This window comes from Vibrio sp. A37, assembly GCF_059777565.1.
Window position 1 is genome coordinate 841,872 of record NZ_JBLNLI010000001.1, and the last position, 25,024, is coordinate 866,895.

23 protein-coding genes are annotated in these 25,024 nt (G+C 40.4%); 17 read left to right on the forward strand and 6 right to left on the reverse strand.

From position 1 onward, the window contains the following. Positions 1–41: 41 nt before the first annotated feature. Positions 42–1,379 (reverse strand): 6-phospho-alpha-glucosidase, encoded by a 1,338-nt coding sequence (locus ACM2FC_RS03610; RefSeq protein ID WP_498479458.1) that lies wholly within the window; start codon positions 1,377–1,379, stop codon positions 42–44. Positions 1,380–1,460: 81 nt separating this feature from the next. After that, entirely contained in the window at positions 1,461–3,086 is a 1,626-nt protein-coding gene (locus tag ACM2FC_RS03615; RefSeq protein WP_498479459.1) for an alpha-glucoside-specific PTS transporter subunit IIBC, read from the reverse strand. A 285-nt stretch (positions 3,087–3,371) separates the two neighbouring features. Between ACM2FC_RS03615 and ACM2FC_RS03620 the strand changes: the two genes are divergently transcribed. From ACM2FC_RS03620 to ACM2FC_RS03630, 3 genes are all read left to right on the forward strand, one after another. Beyond that, a complete protein-coding gene (locus ACM2FC_RS03620; RefSeq protein ID WP_498479460.1) occupies positions 3,372–4,070 on the forward strand; it encodes a GntR family transcriptional regulator in 699 nt (232 codons plus the stop codon). Between the two features lie 194 nt (positions 4,071–4,264). Next, positions 4,265–5,164: an EamA family transporter RarD gene (rarD, locus tag ACM2FC_RS03625; RefSeq protein WP_498479461.1), complete on the forward strand. Its 900-nt coding sequence runs from the start codon at positions 4,265–4,267 to the stop codon at positions 5,162–5,164. A 109-nt stretch (positions 5,165–5,273) separates the two neighbouring features. Then, on the forward strand, positions 5,274–5,438 hold the full coding sequence (locus ACM2FC_RS03630) for a hypothetical protein (protein WP_498479462.1): 165 nt from the start codon (positions 5,274–5,276) through the stop codon (positions 5,436–5,438). An 84-nt stretch (positions 5,439–5,522) separates the two neighbouring features. Here ACM2FC_RS03630 and ACM2FC_RS03635 read toward each other — a convergent pair whose 3' ends face one another. After that, the gene (locus ACM2FC_RS03635) at positions 5,523–6,311 is read right to left on the reverse strand and encodes a hypothetical protein (protein ID WP_498479463.1); all 789 of its coding nucleotides are present in this window, start codon (positions 6,309–6,311) and stop codon (positions 5,523–5,525) included. Positions 6,312–6,890: 579 nt separating this feature from the next. Here ACM2FC_RS03635 and ACM2FC_RS03640 point away from each other — a divergent pair. The 3 genes from ACM2FC_RS03640 to ACM2FC_RS03650 all read left to right on the forward strand — a co-directional run bounded on the left by ACM2FC_RS03640 (position 6,891) and on the right by ACM2FC_RS03650 (position 10,689). Further along, a complete protein-coding gene (locus ACM2FC_RS03640) occupies positions 6,891–7,694 on the forward strand; it encodes a substrate-binding periplasmic protein (RefSeq protein WP_498479464.1) in 804 nt (267 codons plus the stop codon). A 456-nt stretch (positions 7,695–8,150) separates the two neighbouring features. Continuing rightward, positions 8,151–8,987 (forward strand): hypothetical protein, encoded by an 837-nt coding sequence (locus ACM2FC_RS03645; protein ID WP_498479465.1) that lies wholly within the window; start codon positions 8,151–8,153, stop codon positions 8,985–8,987. A gap of 484 nt (positions 8,988–9,471) precedes the next feature. After that, positions 9,472–10,689, forward strand: a complete 1,218-nt coding sequence (locus ACM2FC_RS03650; protein ID WP_498479466.1) for a hypothetical protein — start codon at positions 9,472–9,474, stop codon at positions 10,687–10,689. Positions 10,690–10,826: 137 nt separating this feature from the next. Here ACM2FC_RS03650 and ACM2FC_RS03655 read toward each other — a convergent pair whose 3' ends face one another. Continuing rightward, complete coding sequence (locus tag ACM2FC_RS03655; RefSeq protein WP_498479467.1) at positions 10,827–11,129, reverse strand: hypothetical protein; 303 nt, start codon at positions 11,127–11,129, stop codon at positions 10,827–10,829. 220 nt (positions 11,130–11,349) lie between these two features. Between ACM2FC_RS03655 and malI the strand changes: the two genes are divergently transcribed. Continuing rightward, positions 11,350–12,396: a Mal regulon transcriptional regulator MalI gene (gene malI / locus ACM2FC_RS03660; RefSeq protein WP_498479468.1), complete on the forward strand. Its 1,047-nt coding sequence runs from the start codon at positions 11,350–11,352 to the stop codon at positions 12,394–12,396. On the opposite strand, the gene ACM2FC_RS03665 is transcribed toward malI, so the two are convergent. Next, complete coding sequence (locus ACM2FC_RS03665) at positions 12,393–13,928, reverse strand: PTS transporter subunit EIIC (RefSeq protein WP_498479469.1); 1,536 nt, start codon at positions 13,926–13,928, stop codon at positions 12,393–12,395. The genes malI and ACM2FC_RS03665 overlap by 4 nt on opposite strands. A 584-nt stretch (positions 13,929–14,512) precedes the next feature. Here ACM2FC_RS03665 and ACM2FC_RS03670 point away from each other — a divergent pair. From ACM2FC_RS03670 to ACM2FC_RS03680, 3 genes are all read left to right on the forward strand, one after another. Further along, entirely contained in the window at positions 14,513–14,740 is a 228-nt protein-coding gene (locus tag ACM2FC_RS03670; protein ID WP_498479470.1) for a heavy-metal-associated domain-containing protein, read from the forward strand. A 183-nt stretch (positions 14,741–14,923) separates the two neighbouring features. Continuing rightward, the gene (locus tag ACM2FC_RS03675) at positions 14,924–15,685 is read left to right on the forward strand and encodes a DUF4344 domain-containing metallopeptidase (protein ID WP_498479471.1); all 762 of its coding nucleotides are present in this window, start codon (positions 14,924–14,926) and stop codon (positions 15,683–15,685) included. Positions 15,686–15,876: 191 nt separating this feature from the next. Continuing rightward, positions 15,877–16,485 (forward strand): hypothetical protein, encoded by a 609-nt coding sequence (locus tag ACM2FC_RS03680; RefSeq protein WP_498479472.1) that lies wholly within the window; start codon positions 15,877–15,879, stop codon positions 16,483–16,485. Positions 16,486–16,575: 90 nt separating this feature from the next. Here the strand turns inward: ACM2FC_RS03680 and ACM2FC_RS03685 are convergent, their stop codons facing one another. Continuing rightward, complete coding sequence (locus ACM2FC_RS03685) at positions 16,576–16,839, reverse strand: EF-hand domain-containing protein (RefSeq protein ID WP_498479473.1); 264 nt, start codon at positions 16,837–16,839, stop codon at positions 16,576–16,578. Between the two features lie 238 nt (positions 16,840–17,077). On the opposite strand from ACM2FC_RS03685, the gene ACM2FC_RS03690 reads away from it, so the two are divergent. The 7 genes from ACM2FC_RS03690 (at position 17,078) to ACM2FC_RS03720 (ending at position 25,023) form a co-directional block, all read left to right on the forward strand. Continuing rightward, positions 17,078–17,509 (forward strand): cupin domain-containing protein, encoded by a 432-nt coding sequence (locus tag ACM2FC_RS03690; protein WP_498479474.1) that lies wholly within the window; start codon positions 17,078–17,080, stop codon positions 17,507–17,509. Between the two features lie 199 nt (positions 17,510–17,708). After that, positions 17,709–19,349 carry an ABC transporter substrate-binding protein gene (locus ACM2FC_RS03695; protein WP_498479475.1) on the forward strand — a complete coding sequence of 547 codons (1,641 nt, stop codon included), beginning with the start codon at positions 17,709–17,711 and terminating at the stop codon, positions 19,347–19,349. 74 nt (positions 19,350–19,423) lie between these two features. Beyond that, on the forward strand, positions 19,424–20,146 hold the full coding sequence (locus ACM2FC_RS03700; protein ID WP_498479476.1) for a substrate-binding periplasmic protein: 723 nt from the start codon (positions 19,424–19,426) through the stop codon (positions 20,144–20,146). Positions 20,147–20,231: 85 nt separating this feature from the next. After that, positions 20,232–21,611 carry a ferredoxin reductase family protein gene (locus ACM2FC_RS03705; protein WP_498479477.1) on the forward strand — a complete coding sequence of 460 codons (1,380 nt, stop codon included), beginning with the start codon at positions 20,232–20,234 and terminating at the stop codon, positions 21,609–21,611. A 9-nt stretch (positions 21,612–21,620) separates the two neighbouring features. Further along, the gene (locus tag ACM2FC_RS03710; protein ID WP_498479478.1) at positions 21,621–21,836 is read left to right on the forward strand and encodes a 4Fe-4S dicluster domain-containing protein; all 216 of its coding nucleotides are present in this window, start codon (positions 21,621–21,623) and stop codon (positions 21,834–21,836) included. A 2-nt stretch (positions 21,837–21,838) separates the two neighbouring features. Further along, on the forward strand, positions 21,839–23,593 hold the full coding sequence (locus ACM2FC_RS03715; RefSeq protein ID WP_498479479.1) for an FAD-binding protein: 1,755 nt from the start codon (positions 21,839–21,841) through the stop codon (positions 23,591–23,593). Beyond that, on the forward strand, positions 23,593–25,023 hold the full coding sequence (locus ACM2FC_RS03720) for an ATP-binding protein (protein WP_498479480.1): 1,431 nt from the start codon (positions 23,593–23,595) through the stop codon (positions 25,021–25,023). Before ACM2FC_RS03715 ends, ACM2FC_RS03720 begins: the two co-directional genes overlap by 1 nt. Position 25,024: the final 1 nt, after the last annotated feature.

The window sequence follows — 25,024 nt, forward strand, 5'->3', positions numbered from 1 at the left end:
CTGACTCGCAGGGCATTCAGGCGTTTTAATTGAAGAACAAGTTAGCTCATTTTAGCCCAGTAATCTCTATTTACTTCCAGCAAGTCATCCAAAATTGCTTTTGCGACAGTTGCACTTGGAATGGTTGCGGAGAGTGTTAGTGCTTGCCAAAGCTTTTGGTATGAACCTTCCACATGAGCTTCAACCACTAGTTTTTCAACTGATACTTGCTGATTCATCATTCCTTTTTGGAACTCAGGAATATTGCCAATTTGGAGAGGTTTAGCGCCAGTATTGTCAACGATACATGGGATCTCGACCATCGCGGTTGGATCGAAGTTAGTAATAGCGCCATTGTTTGGCACGATAAGCAACATGCGCTCTTTAGTGTTGAAGGCAATTGCCGTAGCTAGGTCGACAATATAAGAAGCATGCTCTTCCACTTCGATGCTGGTATCTTCAGCACTGCCGTTTGCGATAATACGGTGACATTCGGTAAACACTTCTTTTTCTCGACCTTCCATCACCTCGTTGGCTCGAGTGAACTTCTTATCTGAATGTTCTACAACGTAATCAGGATACATATAGTATTTCAGATAAGTGTTTGGAATGGTTTCAGGGTCTAGAGCATAGACATCGCGAACTTTTCTAAAGGTATCTTTCCAAGACTCGTCAGTATGCTGCGCACCGCTAATGGCGCTTGGTGGCAAGTAGCCATTCTCTTTTATGTATTCTTTGATGCGTGGTAATAGGTTTTCACCTGTTTTCGAGTCTTTGAACTCTTTCCACCAGCCAAAGTGGTTCAAGCCGTAATACATAATGTCGAACTGTTTTCTATCTTCGTAGCCTAGGATTTCAGCAACGCGAGTCTCAATACCGATCGGCATATCGCAGATATTTAACACTTTGGAATCTGGACGCATAACTCGGCAAGCTTCTGCAACTATCGCAGCTGGGTTGGAGTAGTTTAGCATCCATGCGTCAGGCGAATATTTCTCCATGTAGTCAATCATCTCGATTACAGCAGGAATCGAGCGAAGCCCATATGCGATACCACCTGCGCCACAAGTTTCTTGACCAACGCAGCCATGACGCAAAGGAATTTTTTCATCTAGCTCGCGCATTGCGTATAGACCAACACGAATATGTGCCATACAGAAATCAATATCGGTAAACGCTTCTTCTGGATCCGTGGTGTAGGAAAACTCAATGTGTGGCGCACGCTCTTTTAGCAAGATTTTACAAGCTTCTGCAATGGTTTCTTGGCGAGAAGCGAAGTTATCATAAAACTTAAGTTTTCTAATAGGGAAGCGATCTTGGTTGTTAAGTAGCATCATCACAATGCCAGGTGTGAATGTTGAGCCACCACCAGCGATAACAACAGAGAATTCCTTTTTCATAATATACCTCTTCTGGTTTTGGAGCGGCGTAATCACCGCCCTAAAAATAGTGTGTTTTATGTTCGTTTCTTAACTCAATCGTTAACTTGCAACATTGAGTTCTAAGTCTTTCTGAGCCGGTTGAGATTCATGGTTAGCGACGATTTTTTCGCATTCCTCTCTAAGCTGGGAGACGCTTAGACCAATAATCACTTGGATTGCATTGCCACTTTTCACCAGATTCACAGCTCCGGTTTCGATAAAATATTGGGCAGATTCAACCTTACTGACATCGTCGACTGTCACACGCAGGCGGGTTGCACAGTTGTTTAAGTTGACAATGTTTTCCACGCCTCCCAACCCTTGAATCGTTTCGATTGCTTGAATACGCAGTGGGCTGAGCGCTTGGCCATCACCTTCGGCAAGACCGTGTTTTTTATTGAAGTCGTCTTTGGTGTGAAGCTTCACTTCAGTATCGCCACGGCCAGCAATCGGGATGTCAAATTTGATGATGAGGTATTTGAAAACAACGTAGTAGATAGCGGTAAATGTTAGGCCTATTACAAGTTGTGTCATCACCATATTGGTATGATTTCCAAGTAGAGGTATCCAGTTACCGGTCAGGATTTCAAGAAGACCTCCACCCATGTTACCGACAACGCCAAAGCTGTACATAACCATCGCCATAGCGCCAGCAAGCAGTGCATGGATGGCAAATAACCAAGGCGCAATAAATAAGAAGGTAAACTCAAGTGGTTCCGTTATTCCTACCAATACAGCCGTTAGTGTGGCAGGGATAAGTAGCGCAGCGACTTTTTTGCGATTTTCCGGTTTGGCGGTGTGGTACATCGCCAATGCAATGCCTGAGCAACCAAACACTTTTGAGTTGCCATGTAGAGCAAACCCACCAGCAGGAAACAGATCTTTTATCGCTTGGCTAGAATGAGTAAATGCTTCTAAGTTTGTGTACCAATCGGCGGTGATGCCATTTGGAGTTACGACATTGCCAAATACAAAAGGTGCGTAGACAAAGTGGTGTAAGCCAGTTGGTATTAGAATACGTTCCAAAAATGTATATAAGCCAACACCAAATGCTCCGGAGTTAACAAAGAAGGATTGCAGTTCAAGAATACCGTGTTGAACGGAAGGCCAGACGTACAATGTTATCCAAGCAGCCGGCAACATGGCAAAAAACGAAACCATAGCGACAAATGAAGCTCCTTGGAAGATTCCGAGATACGCCGGCAGCTGTTTTTCAAACGTTCTATTGTGAATCCAGGTGACCAACCCGGCGATTATGATGGCGCCAAAAATTCCGGTGTCCATGGTTTTTATACCAGAGATCTCGGTTAAGCCAGATGTGCCGCCAACTGCTTGGGAAAAGTCGACACCAAAGTAGCTGCCCCATATAGTTCCCATTGCTGCGACAAAGTAATTAAATGTCAGGTAGGAAACGAGAACAACTAGCACTGCTCGCGCTTGTGCTGTTTTAGCTAACCCGATAGGTAAACCAACGGCAAAAATGAGGGGCATATTGCGGAAAATGGTCCAGCCACCTTCTTCAATCACTTTTAGTATTTGATAGAAAAGTCCATTTTTGTCTGCCAGATCGCCGACAAATACAGGATTTTTAAGAACAATAGTAAATCCAACTAGAATTCCTACAAAAGGAAATAGAAGGACTGGCGTAAACATAGCGCCACCTAGACGTTGTACTGCACTTAACATGGCTGGTCCCTTAACAAGTTTTTATACATTTTTAAATGTTCAACTTTCCGATGCGCTTAACTTACTCTCACACATAAAACATGACAAATATAAGATATGTCAAATGTGACATGGTACAAATAGATAATGAATAATTGAACGTTGCTCACTTAATAGGCTTTTATATGCAACTTAGAGAATTTAATAGGTTGTTAAATATAAAAATATGCTCATAACCTTGTATAAAGGTCATTGATTTGTTCTGTTTTCATATGCTAGTTTTGTATTACAAGGGAGACGCTAGATATGTTGTATAAAAAAGTAATGCAAGACCTCAGAGCCCGCATAGACTCTGACGAATTTGCAATTGGCGATATATTACCGACTGAGAAGGAGTTGATTGGACATTATTCGGTGAGTCGTATCACAGTGCGCAAGGCGATAGATGACCTAGTAAAACTTGGAATGGTGCAAAAGCGTCAAGGCGCTGGATCGACCATAATTGGTAAGACTTTAATTAGTTCTGTTTCGACACTGAAAAGTACTATTGAATACCTTGTTGAAGCTGGTACACACTTAGAATATAAAATTTGTGAGTTTGCACTTATTGATGCAACTGAAGAAATAGCTCAAATATTGAATATTAAAGGAGGCGACAAGGTTTATTTCATTCGTCGTTTTAAGCTGATTAATGACTTGCCTTCTGTCTATGAAGATTCTTACATGCCGATGGCCTTGTATCCAAAGATGAATGTCATGTCGATGGAAGGCTCTAAATACAATTATTTGGAACAAGAGTTAGGTTTTGAAATAGATGGTGCCTATCAAGACTTTGAAGCAATTTTACCCGATCAACATATGTGTGAAACTTTGGGTGTTGAGGCGAATAAGCCTCTTATCTGTGTGCTTTCTACAGGAATATTAAAAGATGGAACTGTATTTGAATACACCAGGATTGTTTCTAAACCTGAAACGATGTCTTATAAGCATTATTTAAAAAGATAAATAGGCTCTTTAATTGTTTCAGTAACTTTATGAAAGAAAACCAGTAAAACTTTAGTCAATATTTCGCAGTAGCTGGGTTGACAAACTGACGCTAAAATCTGACTATCTGATCTTGTTTATCAGGCATATATTCAAACAACAAAACACGTGACTCAATGTGTTTGATGAATATTTAATTTGCAAGCAGGTCAGCGATGAAATCAGTACGTCTTGGCAATTCTTTAGCGGCTCTTTCGTTTATTTTTTGGGGTATTACACCTCTCTACTACCAGTACTTGCCAAACTCTTCGACAGAAGAGTTGTTAGCTGTTCGTATTATTGCTTCTGTTCCCTTTATGGCGTTACTTGTTTTATTGTTGCGTGGGAAACTGCCGGATATTAAGGCAATTTTACAAGACAAAGCTTCTTTTAAGTATGCATTTTTCGCTAGCCTGATCTACTGCATATCTTGGTACACCTTCACTTGGGCGATTACAAACCACCATGTATTGGAATCAAGCTTAGCTTTCTTTATTAGTCCGATCACTATGGTCGCACTTGGTTATTTTGCCTACAAAGAACCAATCTCTTCGGGTAAGTTTTTGGCTATCTTATTTGCCTGTATTGGCGTTTTATATCAGTTGGTTATATTTGGGCATATCCCGTATATCGCACTGACGATGGCTATTTGTTTCACCGTATATGGCTGGTGTAAGAAGAAGATTTCTTACAGCTGGGATATTTGCTTGTTTGCGGAAGTGTTGGCTTTGATGCCTTTTGCGCTCGTATTTTTGTTATTCAAGTCAACTCAAGTAGGCTTAGAGTTTACTGGTTCAGGGTGGGGGACTGCGCTTCTATATATAGGAGCAGCACCTGTAACTATTCTACCCTTAGTATTCTATTCAATGTCGGTGCGAATGACAGATATGTCTAATATTGGCCTTATGCAATATATTGAGCCTTCTTTGCAATTTGTATTGGCTGTCTTAGTCTTTGGAGAGGCTTTCGATTATGTTAAGGCTGTGAGCTTTGGATTTATCTGGTTAGGGCTTATGTTTATTATTGTTGAATCAGTATTGAAGCGAAAAGCGGCATATAGGGTTAACAAGCCATAGTAGTGATGTAATGGCAATAAAACTGACATTTGAAGTTGATACTTTTTTATGCTGCATGGTCTAATTTTAATAGGGACAAAAAGATCAGTGATGAAAGGAAGGGCTAGGTATGAATGATAATTTTAAAATATTAGTGTTGGTTTCGGTAATTATGATGGCTTTAGCTGGATGCCAGCTGCCACCAGGCCCTGGCGGACCGGGACCAAGTCCTGGGCCGGGTCCACATCCGTTTGCTGCAACGATTTCTTCATCGGTTGATATGGCTCAACAATAAACCTCATTAGGTCAGGTTTGAGTCTTGAGTTTTAGAATCGATTCATTAGTGGTTGAATCGATTCTAACTATTGAGCTTTTTAGGCTAGCAACTGTGGGTACAACGCTCTTGTGCTATCTTTATAATTTTCAAGACCTTTAGTATTTGAATGCTAGTTTTGTTTCTAGGCTTAAACTTTAGAATCACTTTGGCGACAAATGAAATTTTACGTAGCCTATTTCCCATAGAGACCAAAGCTAACCAATCTTGTTCTTCCACTCTCTCTTTCCAGATAAACAACGCATCTAATATTGCTTCTTGAGAGATAGATTTGATTCGGTGAAGATCCATTAGTAGTAAGAATACATCTCTGGCTTTCAGCTTTGAGTTTGCTTTGAGTGTTGCTTCCTCAAAATCAATGAGCTGAACCTCGTTGTTTTCATTAACTAAAATATCTCTCAATGCTGGTCGTCCATGAGCGATATTGTTCTCATGTAATACGGAGAAGATAAGTAGTAGTTGCTCGATAAGTTGGTCATTGACCAACGCAGGATCGACTTGTTCAAAAGGTGTACCAGCATCCATTGTGATGAAGTAGTCTTCATTCTCATCAATGATTTTTGGTACAGGAAAACCTTTGTCTTTCAAATGAGAAATAATTAGCTTCTCATGTTCAAATCTTTCTGCTGGGCTAAGTAGCGCATTAGTTTTCAAAAATGAAAGTGACTCCATTTTTGCGATAAGAGATGAAATATAGCGAACGAAGTTCGATTTATTTTCTCCGCAAACTTTAACCCAGTATGTTGAATTATCCTTAATAAGCTTATATACACCTGCGGTGTTATTAAGCGCAATGTCTTCCGCTGACTCCTTTAATGTATCGGTGTCTGACATGCTAGAATTCTTTTAACTGCTAATATTTTACCGCGAAGTTAAGTAATTAGTACTTTACTCTCAATTGCTTATGACCCTTATGGGCACGACAAGCTTCTCAGACTTTATATGACTTTTTTACTTTATATTGATTCTGCCATTAATCTGTCATACTACCTCGTTAACATCTGCCGCTTAGAAATATGGTCCTCTACTGCGAGCCGTTATTTGCCTGATTACAGGTGATGTTTAATGAGACCAGTTTGATATCGCTCGTTAAGCTATTGTACGGTGTTCAATTAGTGCAAATGCTAACGTTTTCTATTCTCGTAGTCAATGCGAAGAATGCACTCAATACAAGACTTTACGTTTGTAAACATATTGTTTTAATAGTGTTTGTTTAATGTTTTAAAAACAACTCCCCCCTTAATTTCTCAAAAATACCAGACCTCGGCCTATAACTCAGTATCGTCGACTTTTTTCTACGCATTCTGCAGCCAATGGCGTCATTTCACTGTTAGGTTATAACAATCTCAAACATAAGCTATGCTAGTTAGAGGACAGATTATGGGAAAGGTCATGATGTTAAAAGGCTCTATTATGAAAATAGCATTGACGGCAACACTATGTGTCACCAGCTCTTTTAACTCGGTCTATGCACTAACGCTCTCGACACTAGAGCTTCCTCCTTTTTCAATGCGCTTGCCAAATGGAGAGATCGGTGGACCGTTTATAGAGATTGTCAGAGATGTTTGCGATGAAATGGCGGAGCAATGTGTATTCGAGCTATTACCTAATAATAGACTGAAGCATGTTGTCCGCTCGGGTGGCACTGGCGCTGGTTTCCCTTATGGCTGGAATGAAGAGCGAGCTAAATATCTATACTATTCAATCCCATTTTTGCAAACTGAATATGGGTTGTTTGTTTCAGGATCAAACAATAAGACTATAACTGGTCCTGTTGATCTTCAAGGTTTCACTATTGGTGTATTTGGTCCGTTAACGAACATGTATCATAGACTCGAGGAAGTTCAAGCCAAAATGACCGAGCAGGGCTTATCGCCATTTGAGATACATGCCAGCACGGATACTACAGGTGAGTTGGTTAATATGCTCAATCTTGGCAGAATAGATGGTTATTATGTTAACAAGGCGTTAGGGTACTTTCGTGCAAATCGCTTCAATGTAGACAATATTAAATATGTTTGGAAGCACATGGAAATTCATTACTTTGTAGTTTTTCCAAAAGCGACAACCGATATAGAGTATGTCAGAAAATTTAATCAAGCTGCACTCAAAGTCATTTCAAAAGAAGGTTATTTGGAAAAGAAATTGTTGCCGCTGAATATCTCCTTTCCTCCTTTTGAAGAGGATATCTATATAAAATATGGTGTCGCTAAGTAACAAAGCTGTACGTAATAGTGTCTCAAATATAAGGGACACGTAATGAAAATTGAAAAGGCACTTCCAGACTTTAAAATGGTTTTTGTTACTAAATTTATACTAATAAGATGACAGTGTATGAGCAACTTGGCATTTAAGTTCGAGACGTCTCATACTATGTTGGTTATAGCGTTAACCAATGAGTTGCCATCGAGCACTCGCTTGAATATTTTTATCTCTGCCGCTTTGGGAACAAACATCCCTTTTGTCTCTAACGACTTTATAGTAATACTTAAGTTTATATATAAATTTAAAAATTAGCTCTCTTGTATCAATTGCTAATAATATTGATGTCGATCTTCAATAATTATTTTATTAAATCAGAAAAATAAGATAAAAACACCGTTTGGTCATTTAACCTTAACTTATTTCAATTATTCGACTGACAGTATATGTCGTCACCTGTTGGAGTATAAAATGAATACTATTCATGTTGAAGAAAACGATAACCGAAGTGTTTTTGCAATCGCTCGCCAACACCTGAAAGGCGTTAAGCGTGCGATCATTATTCCATGGATATGTTTTGCCGCCGTTATGCTTGTTGTTGACTCTCTTTTCCAGCTAATCATGGTGCTTTCTATGGGTTCGGCTGGCTTAGCGAATGGCGAGTATGCAGGTGAGCCTACACTTTTTGTGTTTATCGCGATACTCATTTCGATAATCCGTGAATTTCTTATTTCACCAGCTTTAATGGCTATTCCGCTAGCAGGGACTAGCATAGTGGCGTTGCGCAAACTAAGAGGTGAGGTGATTAGCTGGAAAGATGGTTTCCAGCGCAATGGTTGTTGGACGAGAGTATTTTTGATTAGTCTTATTCAAACGGGGATTTACATCGTAGTAATGCTTCTAACGGCGCTGTTTGCTTCGATACCACTGGCGTTTGGCCAGTCAGACATTCAAAACTATTTCACAAGCGACTTTGCTGTTGTTTTCATCGCTTTTCTTATTATTTATAACACGCTATCAGTATTGATTATGTGTGCAGTGTTCCTTGTGGTTGATAAAGATATGGGCGCGATTCAAGCGGTGACCTCCTCAGTGAAGCTAATGAGTCAAAAATTCTTTGCAGGTTTTGTGCTTATATTGGCAATCGAACTAATGGTGGGCTTATCTATGTTGACCTTTGGTATAGCACTAATTTGGACTGCTCCACTCTCGCTGCTAATGATGGGAGCATTTTATATAAAGTATATTGAATCAAGCTCTAATAGACGACCAGTGGAAACTATCCCAATGCATCAATATTTAGATTAGTTGTTAGCCGGATTAAGCCGTTTTCAGGCTTGATCCTAGCGAAAGAGCGTTGAATGGTTGACCTTTATCTATCTATAGGTCTGCTTGAGATTCGAATAAAACGAGATACGCTCTGACGTATTTTTAGTATGAATTATTTTAAATAACTATGATATCTAATAGTCGTATTAATAATTAATACTAAATTGTTTTACTAGTTCAAATTCATTTCATTTTCATTCTGTTTACGTTCTCGTAATTAGCAGATGCGATAACTTCACATGTAACACACATTAAAAAAACATAAACGTTTTTAATGGGTTATCAGCCTCAATTTTATACAGTATTCCACTTTCAGTGTTATTTATTCATTTTGTTCATAAAACATATTCCATAAGGTTATTTGTACATTGTTATCTGGATTTGAAAAATAATGCTATGAAAATGCACCCAGATATAAATAAATTTCACTTAACTCATTTATAAAGACCTTGGTTGATTTCCTATGACTGTATTTACTGTGTTTTTTAATGGTACCGGCTCAAACTCTGAAGATGTGCATAAATCTTCTTTTATGGAAGGGGAGCTGATTTCCACCTTAGCGAATAATGTACGGGGTAGTGAATATTTAGATTATATTCAAGTGGATGGAGTAGGAAGTGGTAATCAAGATGAGTGGCAAAAAATGTCACGAAACGGTTACTATAGTAATCCCAGAGGGAAACTGGGTGGAATGGGAGTCCAATTAAACATTTCACATGCACTAAATGTCATCCTCGGTAATGACGTTCAATATAGAGATAGCCATTATTTACGTAGAGCAGAGCATCTGTTGTACAGCGAAAGTACGTCAGATCGCATGGCACAGAAACTGAAAAGTTGTTTTTCAGGCACTAATTTCAGTACTGAAGTTAAAGATTTAGCACGAGACCTAAAATTTGCTGATAAACAGCGTGTAAAAGCGATTCGTGAACATCGTAAAAAACACCCGATTAAAGCAATCAACTTGATAGGTTGGAGTCGTGGCGGTGTTACTTGCTTTGAAATGGCGAATAAGTTGCGAGAGTGTAAAGGATTAGAACGAGTAGCCGTAAACATTTTTGCCTGCGATCCCGTACCTGGCGGTTCGAATGACTTTAAAGATTATAAAAGGCTAAGATCTAATGTGAGGCAAATAGTGTGTTTATTCGCTGAGCAAGAACGTTCTCGCGCATTTTCCGCACGTATGCCTAGATTAAGGAGTACTACTGAGTATTACACGTCATTTATGCCAGGCAGACATGCAACGCTTGTTGGAAATTGGGCGACAAATGGTGGAAAAGTAAAAGATATCAAGGATCAACGCTTATCAGGTGTTGGCAAAATTACTCGAGATTTCGCGGAAAAAGTATTGCAAGGGTGGGGAACGCGTTTTAGAAATGGAAAAACGTTAAATTTAGATAGTATAGAAATGCGTTCGCTATATAACCAAATCGCTAAGAACAGGCGGGATTATGTGAATATGTCTTCTTATTCTTATCCTCTTGGAAAAGCAAAAGTCAGTCATCCTTCGGAACGAATCAAATACACTGATCGCACAGGAATGAAATCTCAGTTTAAAGGCCTACAGCAGGCTAGTTCGGAGAGGTTTGCCTGTCGCCATCATAAGGATGTGCTGCAAGGTAGTCCTTATGTTATGTCTGGTGATCCCGATGAAATTAGCTGGAACTCTTCTAACCTGTAAAAAAACGTTTTAAGGATATTACGGGGAGTGGGCATACATGATGTTGATAACTAACAACGGTATGCCCATACCACCCCCGCTTTTGTAATGGCATCTACTCAGAAGTTCTATTAACTTCGCATGGTGATTCACGCAAGTCAGCACCGAGTTTGAAACTCTATCCAGTGCAAAGCGTTCCCTACAACTACAACGCTTCCAGAAACGATAATGCTCGTGGTAGCGACAACGCCGCTTAAGATAAGGTAATTTTTAAGTTCCTTAGAACCCATGTTCGAGATACTCCCATATTCTTGTGGTTCGAGGGTCAACCAGCGAGTAGCCATAGAGCATTCATTTGCATATTGTTGTTCATCTGATGTATGAGGAACAAACACACATGATGAACATAGGAGTGCAAATAAAACCGTAATCATCAACCTGCTCAGCCCTTTGAGTTGCACTTAATGATTCCTTTCATCTCACATTGTTTAGCTTATGCAATAACTATATAGCAGATATTTAAATAACGGAGCGAGAGTAACGGAAAGTAAAGCGTAGACAAGAGCTGTCATGTATCGAGTGATTGAGGTTAACTTGTCAAAGTAGGCTGACAGTTAGGCCTTATACTATGACTATATTTAATGTAACATCCTGCCTATATTCGCTTTGAAAATTTGTACTATGAGAAGCAAAAAGGTCACGATTAAAGAAGTTGCAAGGCATGCGGGCGTTTCTATAACGACTGTGTCTATGGTGCTTAGCGATAATGGAAAAATTTCCCAAACAACGACAGATAAAGTCAACAGGGCAATCAATGAACTGGGCTACATTCGCAATCGATCGGCGGCCAACTTACGCTCAAAGGACAATAAAGTCGTTGGGCTTATCGTCAATGACATAGCAGACTCCTATTATTCTCAAATCATATCCGGTGTTATCAACGAGATTGAGACGCATGGGCGCATGATTTATCTCGCAGAATGCGGACATGAACCAGATGACTTTAGAAAGTATATTCAAGACATGTCGCGGCAAGGTGTCGGTGGTATTGTGGTGTGTTCAAATGACCAAGCTGCGCATACTCATGAGAAATTCCATGTCGAAGATGAAATACCGATTGTGTATATTTCTTCATGTGCGGTTGAATCAAACATTGATAGTGTTTATCCCGACAACCGCCATGGAGCGAAATTAGCCGCCGAGTACCTCATTCAAAATGGCCACAAATCCATGGCGTATTTAGGTGGTAAAAGTGGCTCGAAATCCCGCGCAGAAAGATTGAGTGGATTTGGGCAAATTCTGAAAAATCACGGTTTGACGCTAAAGCCAGATTGGATATTACCAGCGTCAACGGAATCAATTTCTTATCAAGTCGAGCGCCTGTTATCCAGCTACCCTCAACTTACCGCATTAATCTGTGACAATGCGCCTACTGCGATGAGTGCTATTTACGGTGCATATGCGGCAGGTAGGCAAGTCGGAAACGAACAATATATCGAAAAGCAGATAAGCGTAGTAGGATTTAATTGTTTTGAAACCAGTGACGTTCCGGTCACAACCATCAACGTTAACGCGAGAGAAATGGGAAACTTAGCGGCAAAGTATTTGATTGAAAAAATCAACAGTGCAAGTCATGAGCCCTTTACACTGTTGATGCAACCACAGATTGTTAAAGCCGACCCGAAAAGTAAGATTTTATCCACCGTAAAAGCGGATAAGCGCAGTTAGGTCACGTTTTGAGTGACCATGGCTACGGGTTGCCCGGAAGCAGCTCTTTCTTCTATTGCGTTGGAAATAAATTGAGCTCTTGCCCCAAATATCACTTGTATGCCTGTTTTACCAACATAGACAACGCCCTTAGAACCAGTAGCAGCAAGCGCATCTTTATTGACCAAGTCCATATTGTGAACCTGTAACCTTAGACGCGTAATACAGGCACCGTTTGTGGCGATGTTAGACTTACCACCGACCGCTGCCATGATAATGTCTGCTAGCTCTTCATTGCTCACGTCTTCTGTAGACGCAGCTGTTTCTGCTCTGCCGGGTGTTTTTACATCGAACTTTCTAATTACAAAGCGGAAAACGACGTAATAGATGATTGCCATAGGCACGCCTACGATAACCGCCGCAAGATAATTGGTATCGAAACCATTGAACGATGGCAGTATGCCGAAGGAAATATAGTCAATGAGTCCGGCAGAAAATGATTTGGCGATATGTGCTCCTAATAGATACATACTCATATAAGACAGACCTGCCATGATCGCATTAAAAACATAGAGCAAAGGCGAAACAAAAATGAATGCGAACTCTACTGGCTCTGTAATACCCGTTAGAAAGCATGTGAGAGCCGCTGAGAATAGAATACCGGCAGCGACCTTTTTCGCGTTGGAATTCGCTTCATGATACATAGCTAAGCATGCTGCTGGGAAAGCAAATAACATGAGCGGATATTCGCCTTGCATGAATTTTCCAGCATTTTGGTATGTCGATGAACTAAATGATTTTACTCCGTCAGCAAGCATTTTGAACCAAATGGTTTGGTCACCATGCACAACTTGGCCCGTTGGAGTGACATACTCGCCAAACGAATACCAAAACGAAGGATACCAGACATGGTGTAGCCCAAGAGGAATTAACGCACGCTCAACCAAGCCAAATACAAACGTAGACAGCGCTTGGTTTTGTCCATTAACAACGCCAGATAGACTGTCTATACCACCTTGAACATAACCCCAGATATGCGGCAGTACTAATCCAAGGAGAAATGACAGGAAAGCGGTAGCAATAGCGACAAATCGTTTACCTGAGAAAAAGCCCAAAAATTCGGGGAGTTGGATTTTGTGGAATTTGTTATAGCAGGTGGCAGCAAGCACCCCAGAGATGAGCCCGCCAAATACGCCCATTTGTAGTGTTGGTATGCCAAGCACCATGGCGTATTTTCCGCCTTGCATTGCCATTTCAGGTGTAATACCTAGCACGGAACTCGTCGTAGTATTAATGATCAATACCGAAACGGCTGCTGAGAGCGCTGCAATTCCAGATTCCGATGCAAGTCCTACTGCTGAACCGATTGCAAATAGGAGAGGTAGGTTGTCGAAGATAACGCCACCTGCTCTAGTCATTAAATCAATGCCAAGTTTGTCGCCGAAAGCTAGTAGCAGACCAGCGGCAGGTAGTAAAGAGATTGGCAGCATCAACGCGCGGCCTATCGACGACAAACCTGATACCCCAGATTTCAATTTTTCTAATATGAGCATGTTCAAACTCCACATCTTATTTTGTGATGCAAAGAATACGTTGTTCTTGCTGTGGAGTGTGAACAACCTGACTCAGTTTTAACGTTTTAACCAGCAAAGTTAACTATCAATTAAAACGTTTTAATTGTCGTTATAAAAACTTATAGTGGTAAAGCGGCAATTTTTGGAGCAAGATGAATGCTTGAAGTGACACTTTATTTTGTTGTTTAAATTACTACTATGTTGGGTTAAGTCAGCATAGTAGTAATTTGAACCTTGATACCCAAGCAAGCACGTTATTATTTCTTGGGTAGCTCCCATTAGTTATTTATCTTTTTCCCCACCATGGCTAAGACCATGACCAAAAAGAGGCATCGCGATAAATACGATAGCAACCAATACCCAACCCCAGTTCTGTGGTAGCCACTCCACATTGATACCTATCTAGATTTGTTAGTGATTCGCTATACCTTAAACCTTCCAGCAAAGGAAAGGTCAATCACTTTCGTTAGATTAAAATGTAAAAATCTCATTGACCTTACTACAAGGGTAAGGATTAACCTTTAGGTATTGAAGTTCACTTTAAATCCACAAGGGGAAATATCATGCGCATAAAAACGGTAAACAAAGCACAAACTTTTAATCTACAAAAAGTATCCTGCCAAGGCTGTGCGGATACTATTCAGAAAACGCTTGATGGTTTGCCAGGTGTTACCACCGCCATTATTAACTTTGACAAGAAGCAAGCTTGGGTTGAAGGAGAAGTACAAGCCAGAAGCGTGATTAATGCTGTTGAGAAGGCTGGCTACGGGGCGACTCTCAAAATAAGGTAGAGATTTGGGCTTATCGGGACAGCCAGTAGTAGGTGCACACTGAACTCGTGTAGGTAACGTATTCAGTGTGCTCTTTGGTTGTTCATCAATTTGTGAGCTCGCCTCCAGCACTTTCGATAGCAAATTGTCTATTCGCGATTCTTTTCCAACACTAGAGCTATTGTTTGTTGCCGAGAATCCTAAATGCGTACCATCTTTGTTGCGATTTCACTAATGTGCTTTACCTCATTTGCTGTTTCAGCCAATATCGAAATAAAATACTCGCAGCCAGTCAATGCCCAAGAACAGGAGGCTAAGCAGGAGATAGAGGTCAGTGGTATCAATCAGATTTTGATTGAGCTGTCAGATAAGGTATTTCCATTCAATAAGCCATTGACTATCCGGTATGGCGGAGCTCAAGGGCCGTTGTACGACCCCGATGTGAACGTTGTTTTCATTCCATATCGTTTTTATCTCGACGCTATCAAATATTTTAAAAACAATGACTACAAGAATAAGTTTGGCAAAGAAGCGAAACTTGGAGCTATGGATACACTGCTTCACACGTTGCTGCATGAAGCTGGCCATGCGTATATTCACGATAAAGATATTCCAATCTTAGGCAAAGAAGAGGACGCCGTTGATAACTTTGCGACAGTTTTGCTTATTGAATATGTTGATGGTGGTAGTGATAGCGCAATAAGCGCGGCAGATATGTTTGCGTTCGAGTCAGATGATCGTCCAGATTATTATGAGTTTGATGAATACATCGATGAGCATAGTTTTGATCTGCAAAGATATTTCTCTACTTTGTGTCTTGTTTATGGCAGTGATCCTGAATCTCACGCAGAGTTGTTAGACGAAATTGAAAAAGAATATTCCGCTGATAGGAAGGATTTCTGTATTCATCAGTACGAAAATATTTCTGATAATTGGCATCGTTATTTAAAACACGCTTCTAGCTGAGAAAACTTAGAATTCCGGAGTGGATTGACAATCATTGTTAGCTTTTGAAACCAAATATGACACGGCGGTTGTATCCTTATCGAATAGCAATATCATGGCTAATGATAGAAATATTTATATTGTAGAGCATCAACGCGATAAGCCCTGTTGGCATATAGAATCTGTATAATTATTAGTTGAAAGGATTTAATATGAATAAAATGCCTGAAGATAATGGAAGTATTGAAATTAATAGTGATTACTTCGAAGAAGTGAGTGATAAACATTTCGAATATATCAAAACATCAGATACTCGACTAACAACAGGAACCACTCAGGACATCAAGTTGGGTAATATCGTGAATGTTAAATTTGCAGAAGAGAACTCATTGAATCTATTTAATAGCAACTCTTTTAACTTATTATCTTCAAGCTATGCATACAGCAGTGCTTCATATGCTAAGAATGCCCTAAATGGTCGACATCTTTACTCTGAATACAACGTTTATAAAATTGGGGTTCAGCAAAAAAAGTTAGATGTTGCAGAGCAGGAATATGAATCTTCAATCAGCAAAATTATCGCTAACCAGCAGCATTATGAAAAAAACTGCTCCCAGAGAGTAATAGACGCTCAGACGGCAATAAATACAGCTAAGTTTAAGGCAGCGACCAACAAATATCTTCAGCAAAAAGACGAGATAAAAAACGAGCAAAGTAAGTTAGTGAATAAAGTGAACGAAGCGTTGGTAGATAAGGTAAAGAATATCGTAACCAATAATGAAATTTCGATAAACAGTGGTAAGTTGACCATGTTTGTTTAGAAGACATTGTTATAGAAATATCTTTAACGGCGAGAGACATACTGTACGTACCCTCGCCTTTGTTATATTTCACAAGTATCCAAAAAAGGTTTACTGGTCTGTATTACAGCCTTGTGATGAAGGTGGAGTAGGTAGTTCGCTTTTTTCTAGCACACCATCACCATTAGTATCTAATTTATCGAAGTCTTGTGCGAGAGGACCTTTTACTTCACTCTTCTCAAGTACACCATCACCATTTGTGTCCATCTGGTCAAATGTTGGTGGGCAACGTGGATGATCTGCTTGCTCGGCGAAAGCAATGCCACTTGATAGGAGTAATGTTGTGAAGATACCAGCAAGAATTGTTTTTTTCATATTGTTCCCAGTCGAAAGTTATAAAGATGAGTAATGGAATTTACTTAACCAATGTGGAGAAACTATGGAGAAAATAAGGATTTATGCTGATGAAGAGAATATTTGTTCCTTTATTAAGCTTTTTTAAAAATTTGAAAGGAGAGCCACTCCTCAAAATTTTGATTTTAGACATTAGGTATCTTTTCGTCTCTACTGATGCTTTGTAACATGGTACCTCATTGTTATGGGAGTATTTTATATGGATATTAAGAAGTTATTGGTCACGTTAGTTTTTTCTATTTCTTGTGTTGGTTTCGTTCAAGCTGATGAAGTACACGATCACGGTAAAGCTCAGGTAGAAGTGTTAGTAAAGTCAACGCAAAGTTGGGATGGTGCGACATTGCCAAAATATGGTGAAGGCCAACCAGAGATTCAAATTTTAAAAATTACCATTCCAGCCGGTGCGAGCCTACCTATGCATAAACACCCTGTAATCAATGCAGGTTATCTATTGCAAGGTGAACTCGAAGTCACTACTGAACAGGGAGAAAAGAAAAAGATAAAGGCTGGTGAGGCCTTAATCGAAGTGACTAACAAATGGCACTATGGACGCAATATCGGTGACGAACCAGCAGTCGTTGTCGTCGTTTATGCAAGTACAGAAGGTTCACCAGTGACTGTTTTAAAGTAAACCTGCAAGGCTTCATTGGTATATTAATACGTACCTTGGAGCTGAATGTATAATTTGAACCTTTTAGTTTTCTGAGGTGGATAGCCTTTGTTATGCACTCATTTCAATATGTAAACCTAAGATACCTCTCTATAGTCCCGGTTTTCATTATGTTAGCTTCATGTTGACGGAAGTGAATGACAAAAAAGGAAATCACTAAATGCATCAATGCAATAAAGCATCTAAGGCTATCCTCTCTGTAGCGGGAATATTACTTTTTCAATCCTCCACTTTAGTTTTTGCCGCAGATGTTCCAGCAGGAACTCACCTCGCTAAAGTTCAAGATCTTGTTCGCGGTAACGGGCTTGAAGTGGCGACAATCGACCCACAAAAAACGGAAGGTAATTCTGAATCCAACATTACCCATGATCTTTTTGAAGGGTTGGTTTCTCAAAACGCAAATGGTGATGTTGTCTCGGGTGTTGCGACGAGCTGGCAAACGAAAGATAATAAAACCTATATTTTTCATCTAAGATCTGATGCTAAATGGTCAAATGGCCAGCCTGTTACTGCTGAGGACTTTGTTTACAGCTACCAGCGAGCAGTTGATCCTAAAACAGCTTCGCCGTATTCATGGTATCTCAAGATGGCGAGGATAGTGAATGCGGGAGACATAATCAAAGGCAAAAAAGACAAAAGCGCTCTGGGTGTAAAAGCAATTGACGCCCATACGTTGCAAATTCAACTAGATACGCCAGTGCCTTACTTTGTCCAGATGCTAGATGACAGTGTTATGCTGCCAGTTTATCAGCCTGCAATTAAAAAATGGGGCGATAAATGGACAGAACCTGAGCATATGGTGAGTGACGGTCCCTACAAACTAGAAAAGAGGGTAATTGGTGGCAGAATTGTGCTGGAGCGAAACCCATACTATTGGAACAACAAGCACACGGTCATTAATCAAGTGACGTTCTTACCAATCACTGACCCTGTGACGGAAATGAATCGCTTTTTGGCTGGCGATATTCAAATGACCTATACGCTGCCTACGGATTATTATGCCAAACTCAAGAAAAACCATCCACAAGATGTAAAAACAACCGGGTCTTTGTGCACTTATTACTATAGTTTTAATAATAAAAAGAAACCTTTCAATGATGTGAGGGTTCGGAAAGCGTTGTCTTATGCGATAGATCGCAAAATCGTCGCAGACAAAATATTAGGCCAAGGGCAAAAGCCAGCGTATAACTTGACACCCGACATTGTAGCCGGATTTACTCCAATTATTCCCGAGTGGGAAAAAATGACACAAAAACAGCGAATTGAAAAAGCGAGAGAGTTATTAAAGCAAGCTGGCTACGATAAAAATCACCCACTCACTTTTTCACTGCTGTATAACACAGCGGGTGTAAACAAACGTATTGCGACTGTTGTGCAAGCAATGTGGAAGCAAGAGCTTGGCGTTAACGTAAAATTAGAAAATCAGGAATGGAAAACCTACCTTCAATCCCGCCACCAAGGCGACTTCGATGTCATCCGAGCGAGTTGGTGTGGTGACTACAATGAAGCATCAACTTTTCTAAATTTACTTACTTCAAGCAATACCGAGAACAATCCTCAATATCATAACAAGCAATACGACGATCTTATTTCGAAAGCGATGACAGTCACCAGTGAAAGCCAGAGAGATAAGCTATACAACCATGCTGAAGAGCTGCTTGCTAATGATATGCCTATTGCACTGATTTATCAGTACGTGACTACCCGACTGGTTTCTCCATCAGTAGGAGGGTATCCCATGCACAATGCTCAAGATCACGTATACACCAAGGATTTGTATATCAAAGAAACTCGCGGTTAAAGTTGACGCCTGCTTTGGTAGATAATTTCGCAGCACCTATACTCAATTCAATACCGAGTTTTTGAATTGAGTAAATGAACTACGCTTTACCACTACTGATCGCAGTCCTTGGGTGGGTTGTTCTACCCACATATGCAGAAACTGTCACTATTTCGACTATTGATGTAGTCCCTGCAGGTTTTGAAGACAGTGGGCAAGTAAAAGGCATTACTTTTGATGTAGCCAACGAAATCGCCAAGCGTGCTAACTATCGATACACCAATAAGTTAAAGCCATTTTCAAGAGTTATCCTTGAGCTTCGAAGCGGCGAGGCTGACTTGTCGATTCTTTTGCCCAATAAGGAGCTAAGCAATAAAGTTGTTCTCATTAGTCCTGTTTACTTGCTCAAGTCGATGGTGATTACAATGCCAAAGAAGAGGGTAACCCGCCTAGACGAGCTTAGAGGAAAGAAAGTAGGGGTGCTTAGAACATCGACTTTTTATACCAAGATACCTGAACATGAACAGATAGATTTCTATCAAATCACCAACTATCGGCAAGGAATTAAAATGTTGAGGTACGGTCGTATAGATGCATTGCTTGCTATCGACCATTCTTTTTATTTCCTGCTAAAACAGATGTCTCTACCAAGAGAAGAGTTTGCGCCTCCGCTATTTTTTGACCAACAACAAATATATTTGCAAGCCTCTGAACAATTTGCTGATAAACAAAGAGTAGAACAGTTGTCTCAGATAGTATCGGCACTTAAAGCCGAAGGTATAATCGAGCAAATCATAAGTCGTTATACTGCTCAGTAAGTTTTAATCTCCATACTTTCTCCATAGTTCACTCACAATGCTTCGATATTGTAGAGGCTGTTAATGAGTATCTGTGGAGTAACGTATGGCAATTCAACTCGCACCGCCTTCGTCTGCGGTAAAGAAGCAAGGATTTTTTAAGTCACTAACTAACCGCATGGTTGGTTACTGCTTAGTTTTGCTAGTCCCTTATATAGCGACATATTGGGTGAATATAGACTACAAAGGCTGGTATATCACGCTAGTTTCAATAGTAAACTTTATCGCAATGGCGGCATTTTTTGTTCAATTTCCATTAGGAAGTCGAGTGAAAAAAATATCACTATTTTCCAATGTAAACTGGAGCATTGATCGACATAAAACCGTTGGTAAATGGATAGGGTTCGTTTTTCTTTTGCATCCAGCTTTAATTTTAGCTCCTAGGTTTGTCATGTCTTGGCATGAAGGAGTGCAAAGCGTTGTGCAAACTTTGACTGCGCCGCAAATGCTAACCGGTGTTATTGCATGGGTACTACTTATCGTTTGGGTTCTCATTTCAATCTACAAAGACCGCTTAAGCATGAGTTATGAAAAATGGCGATTGACACATATGCTCGGCTTTGTACTGATTGCCATACTTGCTACTTTGCATGTCACCTCAGTCGGAATTTACGGACAACATCAAGCTGCTTTTAATGCATTCTGGTGGGGATTATCGGCTAGTTCTATTGGGTTTGTAGCATACAACTATTTTGTTAAGCCTAGAAAGTTAAGATCTCATCCGTTTGTACTCAATGATATTTGCAAAATTAGCAGCAGTGATTGGCTAATGACATTAAAAGTGCCTCGAAGTTGCGATTTTAACTTTAAAGCAGGGCAATTTGTATGGCTCAATAGTGATGACCCAACAAAGGTGGTCAACGATCATCCATTTTCAATTGCTACTATTCAGAAAGATTTACCATATGTTTCTTTTATAATCCGTAACCTAGGTGATTACACCTCTAAGTTGGGAGAGCTAAAAGTTGGACAGAAAGTATATGTCGATGGGCCTTATGGGAGCTTAACTAGCAAACAAAGCGAAGACAGTATCGGGGTGACGCTGATTGCTGGTGGCAGCGGGATTGGACCAATGCTTTCTTTATTGCGGGAGTTTGCAAATAATAACGACCCTAGACCTATTCGGTTAGTGTACGGTAACCGTCATTACGATCAGTTTGTTTTCCAAAATGAAATAAAACAGATTGAATCCAAGTTGAAAAACTTCTCTCAAACCATTGTTTGTATGGACGGTGGGGAAGGTGAGGATATTTATCGAGGGTTAATTGACGAGACCTGCCTATCTCAATCATTTGTTCCGTCACTCAAAGACCAATGGAGCTTTTATGTATGTGGCTCAAAAATCATGGTGAGTGGGGTAAACGAAAACTTGCGTTGCATGGATGTTCAACCCAAGCAAATTCATTTTGAAAAACTCGCATTTTAGAGGTGGTATATGGCTATTCATCAAATTAGTGGTTGTATTGGGTGTAAAGAGTGCATCAAAAGCTGTCCGACAGACGTAATTAGATTCAACAGTAATAAAAAAGTGGCGGAGATTACTTATCCCGAAGATTGTCAAATCTGTCACCTGTGTGCGCTGTATTGCCCAGTTGGAGCAATCACGTTTACGTCAGAAAAAACAATCCCTGTTATGGTTTCTTGGAGGTAATGATGAAAGAAAACACCAACATATCTCGAAGAAAATTTCTTGGTGTCGCTGGCGGAGCTGCACTTGGCGTCGCTGCTCTAAGTGCTATGTCTTTTGATATTCCGGCAAGTGAAAACAAACCGAAAATCGATTCTTCTTTGTTTAAGTCGGAAGATTTGCAGGCTGATGTACTGGTTATTGGTGGTGGGATGGCAGCTTTGTTTGCTGCAATTAAAGCTTATGATGCGGGAGCATCGGTATTAATGGTCTCTAAAGGACGTGTCGGTTCATCTGGGCTTACACCATTTGCTAAAGGTATCTTTTGTTACGATAAATCGAATGCCTCTATGACAGTGGATCAATTCGTTAAACAGGTATCTGAATCGGCCATTGACACCAATAACCCAGTTTTCACTCGTCAACTTGCAGAGCATTCTTATGATCGAGTACAAGAGTTAAAATCGTGGGGCTTTTTCGACTCACCGATTTATCATCAAGCGTTTAGCGTACCGTTAAAAGAGCGCAATATTGAGCCTCACGAAAGAATCATGATTACGCATTTAACCAAAGAGAATGGCAGAATCGCAGGTGCGTCTGGTTTTAGTTTAGATGAACAGAAAATCTACCACTATCGGGCAAAAACTGTTGTACTTTGTACTGGATCTGGTGGGTTCAAGTCTAGTGGTTTCCCGCTTTGCGATGTAACCCACGATGGCACCATCATGGCATATAAAATTGGCGCTAAAGTGACGGGTAAAGAGTGGAATGATGGCCACCCGGGTTCTGCTAAAAACTCAGGTGACTGTTATAGTAACTGGCGTGGGCAAGTAGAAGAGAAACCTTCAATCTCCGAACCTGAAGTGCATCATGATTTGGGGGTAGATTTAAACTTTCAAGCGTATACGCAAGGACCTCCAGTTGAAATGGGGCCTCCAGGCTCAGGTACCAAGGCAGCTAGCGACAGTAGCCACATACCCGGTCCGTATATTCCACCGGAATTTATGCATCAAGGTAAGCCACCTAAGCCACCGGAAAGAGAAGGTATTCTCTCTATCTTTAGTAAGCCTGATGCTGGGCCTCCAGGAGCACAAGGTGAGGTGGTTGGTGGTTCCACTGCGGGAATGGCAATTCATAAGTCAGAAGGGCTTGTACCTATCGATGAAACGGGCTTAAGTACCATACCTGGTTTATACGCTGCGGGAGATGCGTTGGGCTCTTATATGTCAGGCGGTATATACACTCAAGTTGGAGGATCTTTAGCGGGTTCTGCCGTACAAGGTACATTTGCTGGACAGGCTGCGGCTATAGCGAGTAAAAAGGTAAAGTTACCAAAGATTGCGCCGGCGAAGCTTAGTCAAATTGAGACCGAGATATTAGCGCCACTAAAGCGCAAAAGAGGGTATAGTCCAGCTTGGGTAACTCAGGTGCTTCAAGGCGTTATGATACCGAATTTTGTTTTGTACATTAAAAAAGAAAGAATGATGCAAGGCGCTTTGGCGTATGTTGAAGAGTTACAAGAACATCATGTGCCTATGTTGCTTGCAGATGACTTACATAAACTTCGCTTGGCGCATGAAACAGAAAATATGATAGCCAATGCACAGATGAAACTGAAAGCCTCAATGATGCGCAAAGAAAGCCGTTGTAGTCATTATCGATTGGATTATCCGAATATTGATCGTGATAATTGGCAAGCGTGGATTAATATACATAAAGCCGAGAATGGTGAAATGGTACTTGAAAAACAACCGTTTAATAAATGGCCTAAGTTCAGCTAATGTTAAGAATAACGATATTTAAAAAATTCTTTTTTTCCTTATTGCTTTTGAGTGCGGTTGTGATGTCGGTAATGACTTTTCAAATCAACCGTAGCTTTAAGCACGGGCTTCAGGATTACCTAAATAAAAATGAAATCGCCAAAATCAGCAAGCTATCAACGTCATTGGCTAAGTATTATTCTCCGACAACTGGATGGAAAAAGCTGCAAAACGATCCCCAAGTGTGGGATGAACTGTTTCGGCAAATTGGCGAAATTCCTCCGCCTCCACCTCGTATAGTAGCATCTCCTCAGTTCGAACCACCTGAAGGTCAACATGGCGTTGAGCCTTTAAGTTTCCGTGTTAATTTTTACGATAATTCAGGGAAGCTTTTAGAAGGTCGTTCTCATGCAGATCAATTCCCCAATAGGCCGCTTCAAGAAGTCCGAGTTGATGTTATCGCAAACAAAAAAGTGGTTGGATGGCTCAGTGTTGCACAGAGCCCAGTGATAAATGATGAGTTGGCGAATAGCTTTTATTTGCAACAAAGAGCCAGTATTTACTGGATTAGTTTTTTTGCGGCCTTATGTTCGTTTCTTGTTGCAGCAGCATTGTTTAGTCGATTCTTGAAGCCTTTAACTTCTCTTCAAAATGGTGCAAAGGCATTAACATCAGGAGACTACAATCACCGTGTAGACGTGGTTGGTAACGATGAACTTGCGGATTTATCTGAGAGATTTAACCAGCTTGCTCTGGTATTAAAGCAGCAAAAAGAGGCACGAGAACAATGGATATCGGATATCTCCCATGAATTGAGAACACCTATCACAGTACTAAGAGCGGAAATAGAAGCGGTGGAAGATGGAATTCGCCAGCCCAGTCCAGACGTCGTTCACTCACTCCATGATCAAGTACTTAACTTGAGTCGACTGGTTGACGATCTATATCAGCTGTCGCTGTCTGATACCGGCATTTCTCAAGATCTTTCAGAAACGATAGATCTGAAAAAATCGATTAATCAACTCGTTACGAGATACAAACTCAGGCTAGAAGAAAAAAATATTCAAATAGTTAGTGAGTTGTCTGAGGGCGAAAGTTATATCATTCGATCTGATGGGAAGTTACTCAATCAACTGTTTTTTAACTTAATGGAGAACAGCTACCGCTACACCGATGAAAACGGTATGGTAAGGGTGAAGATCATACAGCATAATGAATGCATAGTTGTGACTATTGAAGACAGTAGCCCAGGAGTACCTGATACATCTTTAGCAAAACTATTCGATCGATTGTATCGCGTAGACAAATCACGAAGTCGAGCTTTTGGTGGCAGTGGATTAGGGTTGTCAATATGCCAAAATATAGTCAAAGCACATCAAGGAACGATTGTGGCTAAACACTCTGAACTTGGTGGATTAAAAGTTGAAATCTCATTTCCGGTTAAGAAGTAGG

Coding starts and splice junctions, on each gene's coding strand:
- ACM2FC_RS03610 (WP_498479458.1), bottom strand. CDS start 1,379: ATGAAAAAGGAATTCTCTGTTGTTATCGCTGGTGGTGGCTCAACATTC.
- ACM2FC_RS03615 (WP_498479459.1), bottom strand. CDS start 3,086: ATGTTAAGTGCAGTACAACGTCTAGGTGGCGCTATGTTTACGCCAGTC.
- ACM2FC_RS03620 (WP_498479460.1), top strand. CDS start 3,372: ATGTTGTATAAAAAAGTAATGCAAGACCTCAGAGCCCGCATAGACTCT.
- rarD (WP_498479461.1), top strand. CDS start 4,265: ATGAAATCAGTACGTCTTGGCAATTCTTTAGCGGCTCTTTCGTTTATT.
- ACM2FC_RS03630 (WP_498479462.1), top strand. CDS start 5,274: ATGAATGATAATTTTAAAATATTAGTGTTGGTTTCGGTAATTATGATG.
- ACM2FC_RS03635 (WP_498479463.1), bottom strand. CDS start 6,311: ATGTCAGACACCGATACATTAAAGGAGTCAGCGGAAGACATTGCGCTT.
- ACM2FC_RS03640 (WP_498479464.1), top strand. CDS start 6,891: ATGAAAATAGCATTGACGGCAACACTATGTGTCACCAGCTCTTTTAAC.
- ACM2FC_RS03645 (WP_498479465.1), top strand. CDS start 8,151: ATGAATACTATTCATGTTGAAGAAAACGATAACCGAAGTGTTTTTGCA.
- ACM2FC_RS03650 (WP_498479466.1), top strand. CDS start 9,472: ATGACTGTATTTACTGTGTTTTTTAATGGTACCGGCTCAAACTCTGAA.
- malI (WP_498479468.1), top strand. CDS start 11,350: ATGAGAAGCAAAAAGGTCACGATTAAAGAAGTTGCAAGGCATGCGGGC.
- ACM2FC_RS03665 (WP_498479469.1), bottom strand. CDS start 13,928: ATGCTCATATTAGAAAAATTGAAATCTGGGGTATCAGGTTTGTCGTCG.
- ACM2FC_RS03670 (WP_498479470.1), top strand. CDS start 14,513: ATGCGCATAAAAACGGTAAACAAAGCACAAACTTTTAATCTACAAAAA.
- ACM2FC_RS03675 (WP_498479471.1), top strand. CDS start 14,924: ATGCGTACCATCTTTGTTGCGATTTCACTAATGTGCTTTACCTCATTT.
- ACM2FC_RS03680 (WP_498479472.1), top strand. CDS start 15,877: ATGAATAAAATGCCTGAAGATAATGGAAGTATTGAAATTAATAGTGAT.
- ACM2FC_RS03685 (WP_498479473.1), bottom strand. CDS start 16,839: ATGAAAAAAACAATTCTTGCTGGTATCTTCACAACATTACTCCTATCA.
- ACM2FC_RS03690 (WP_498479474.1), top strand. CDS start 17,078: ATGGATATTAAGAAGTTATTGGTCACGTTAGTTTTTTCTATTTCTTGT.
- ACM2FC_RS03695 (WP_498479475.1), top strand. CDS start 17,709: ATGCATCAATGCAATAAAGCATCTAAGGCTATCCTCTCTGTAGCGGGA.
- ACM2FC_RS03700 (WP_498479476.1), top strand. CDS start 19,424: ATGAACTACGCTTTACCACTACTGATCGCAGTCCTTGGGTGGGTTGTT.
- ACM2FC_RS03705 (WP_498479477.1), top strand. CDS start 20,232: ATGGCAATTCAACTCGCACCGCCTTCGTCTGCGGTAAAGAAGCAAGGA.
- ACM2FC_RS03710 (WP_498479478.1), top strand. CDS start 21,621: ATGGCTATTCATCAAATTAGTGGTTGTATTGGGTGTAAAGAGTGCATC.
- ACM2FC_RS03715 (WP_498479479.1), top strand. CDS start 21,839: ATGAAAGAAAACACCAACATATCTCGAAGAAAATTTCTTGGTGTCGCT.
- ACM2FC_RS03720 (WP_498479480.1), top strand. CDS start 23,593: ATGTTAAGAATAACGATATTTAAAAAATTCTTTTTTTCCTTATTGCTT.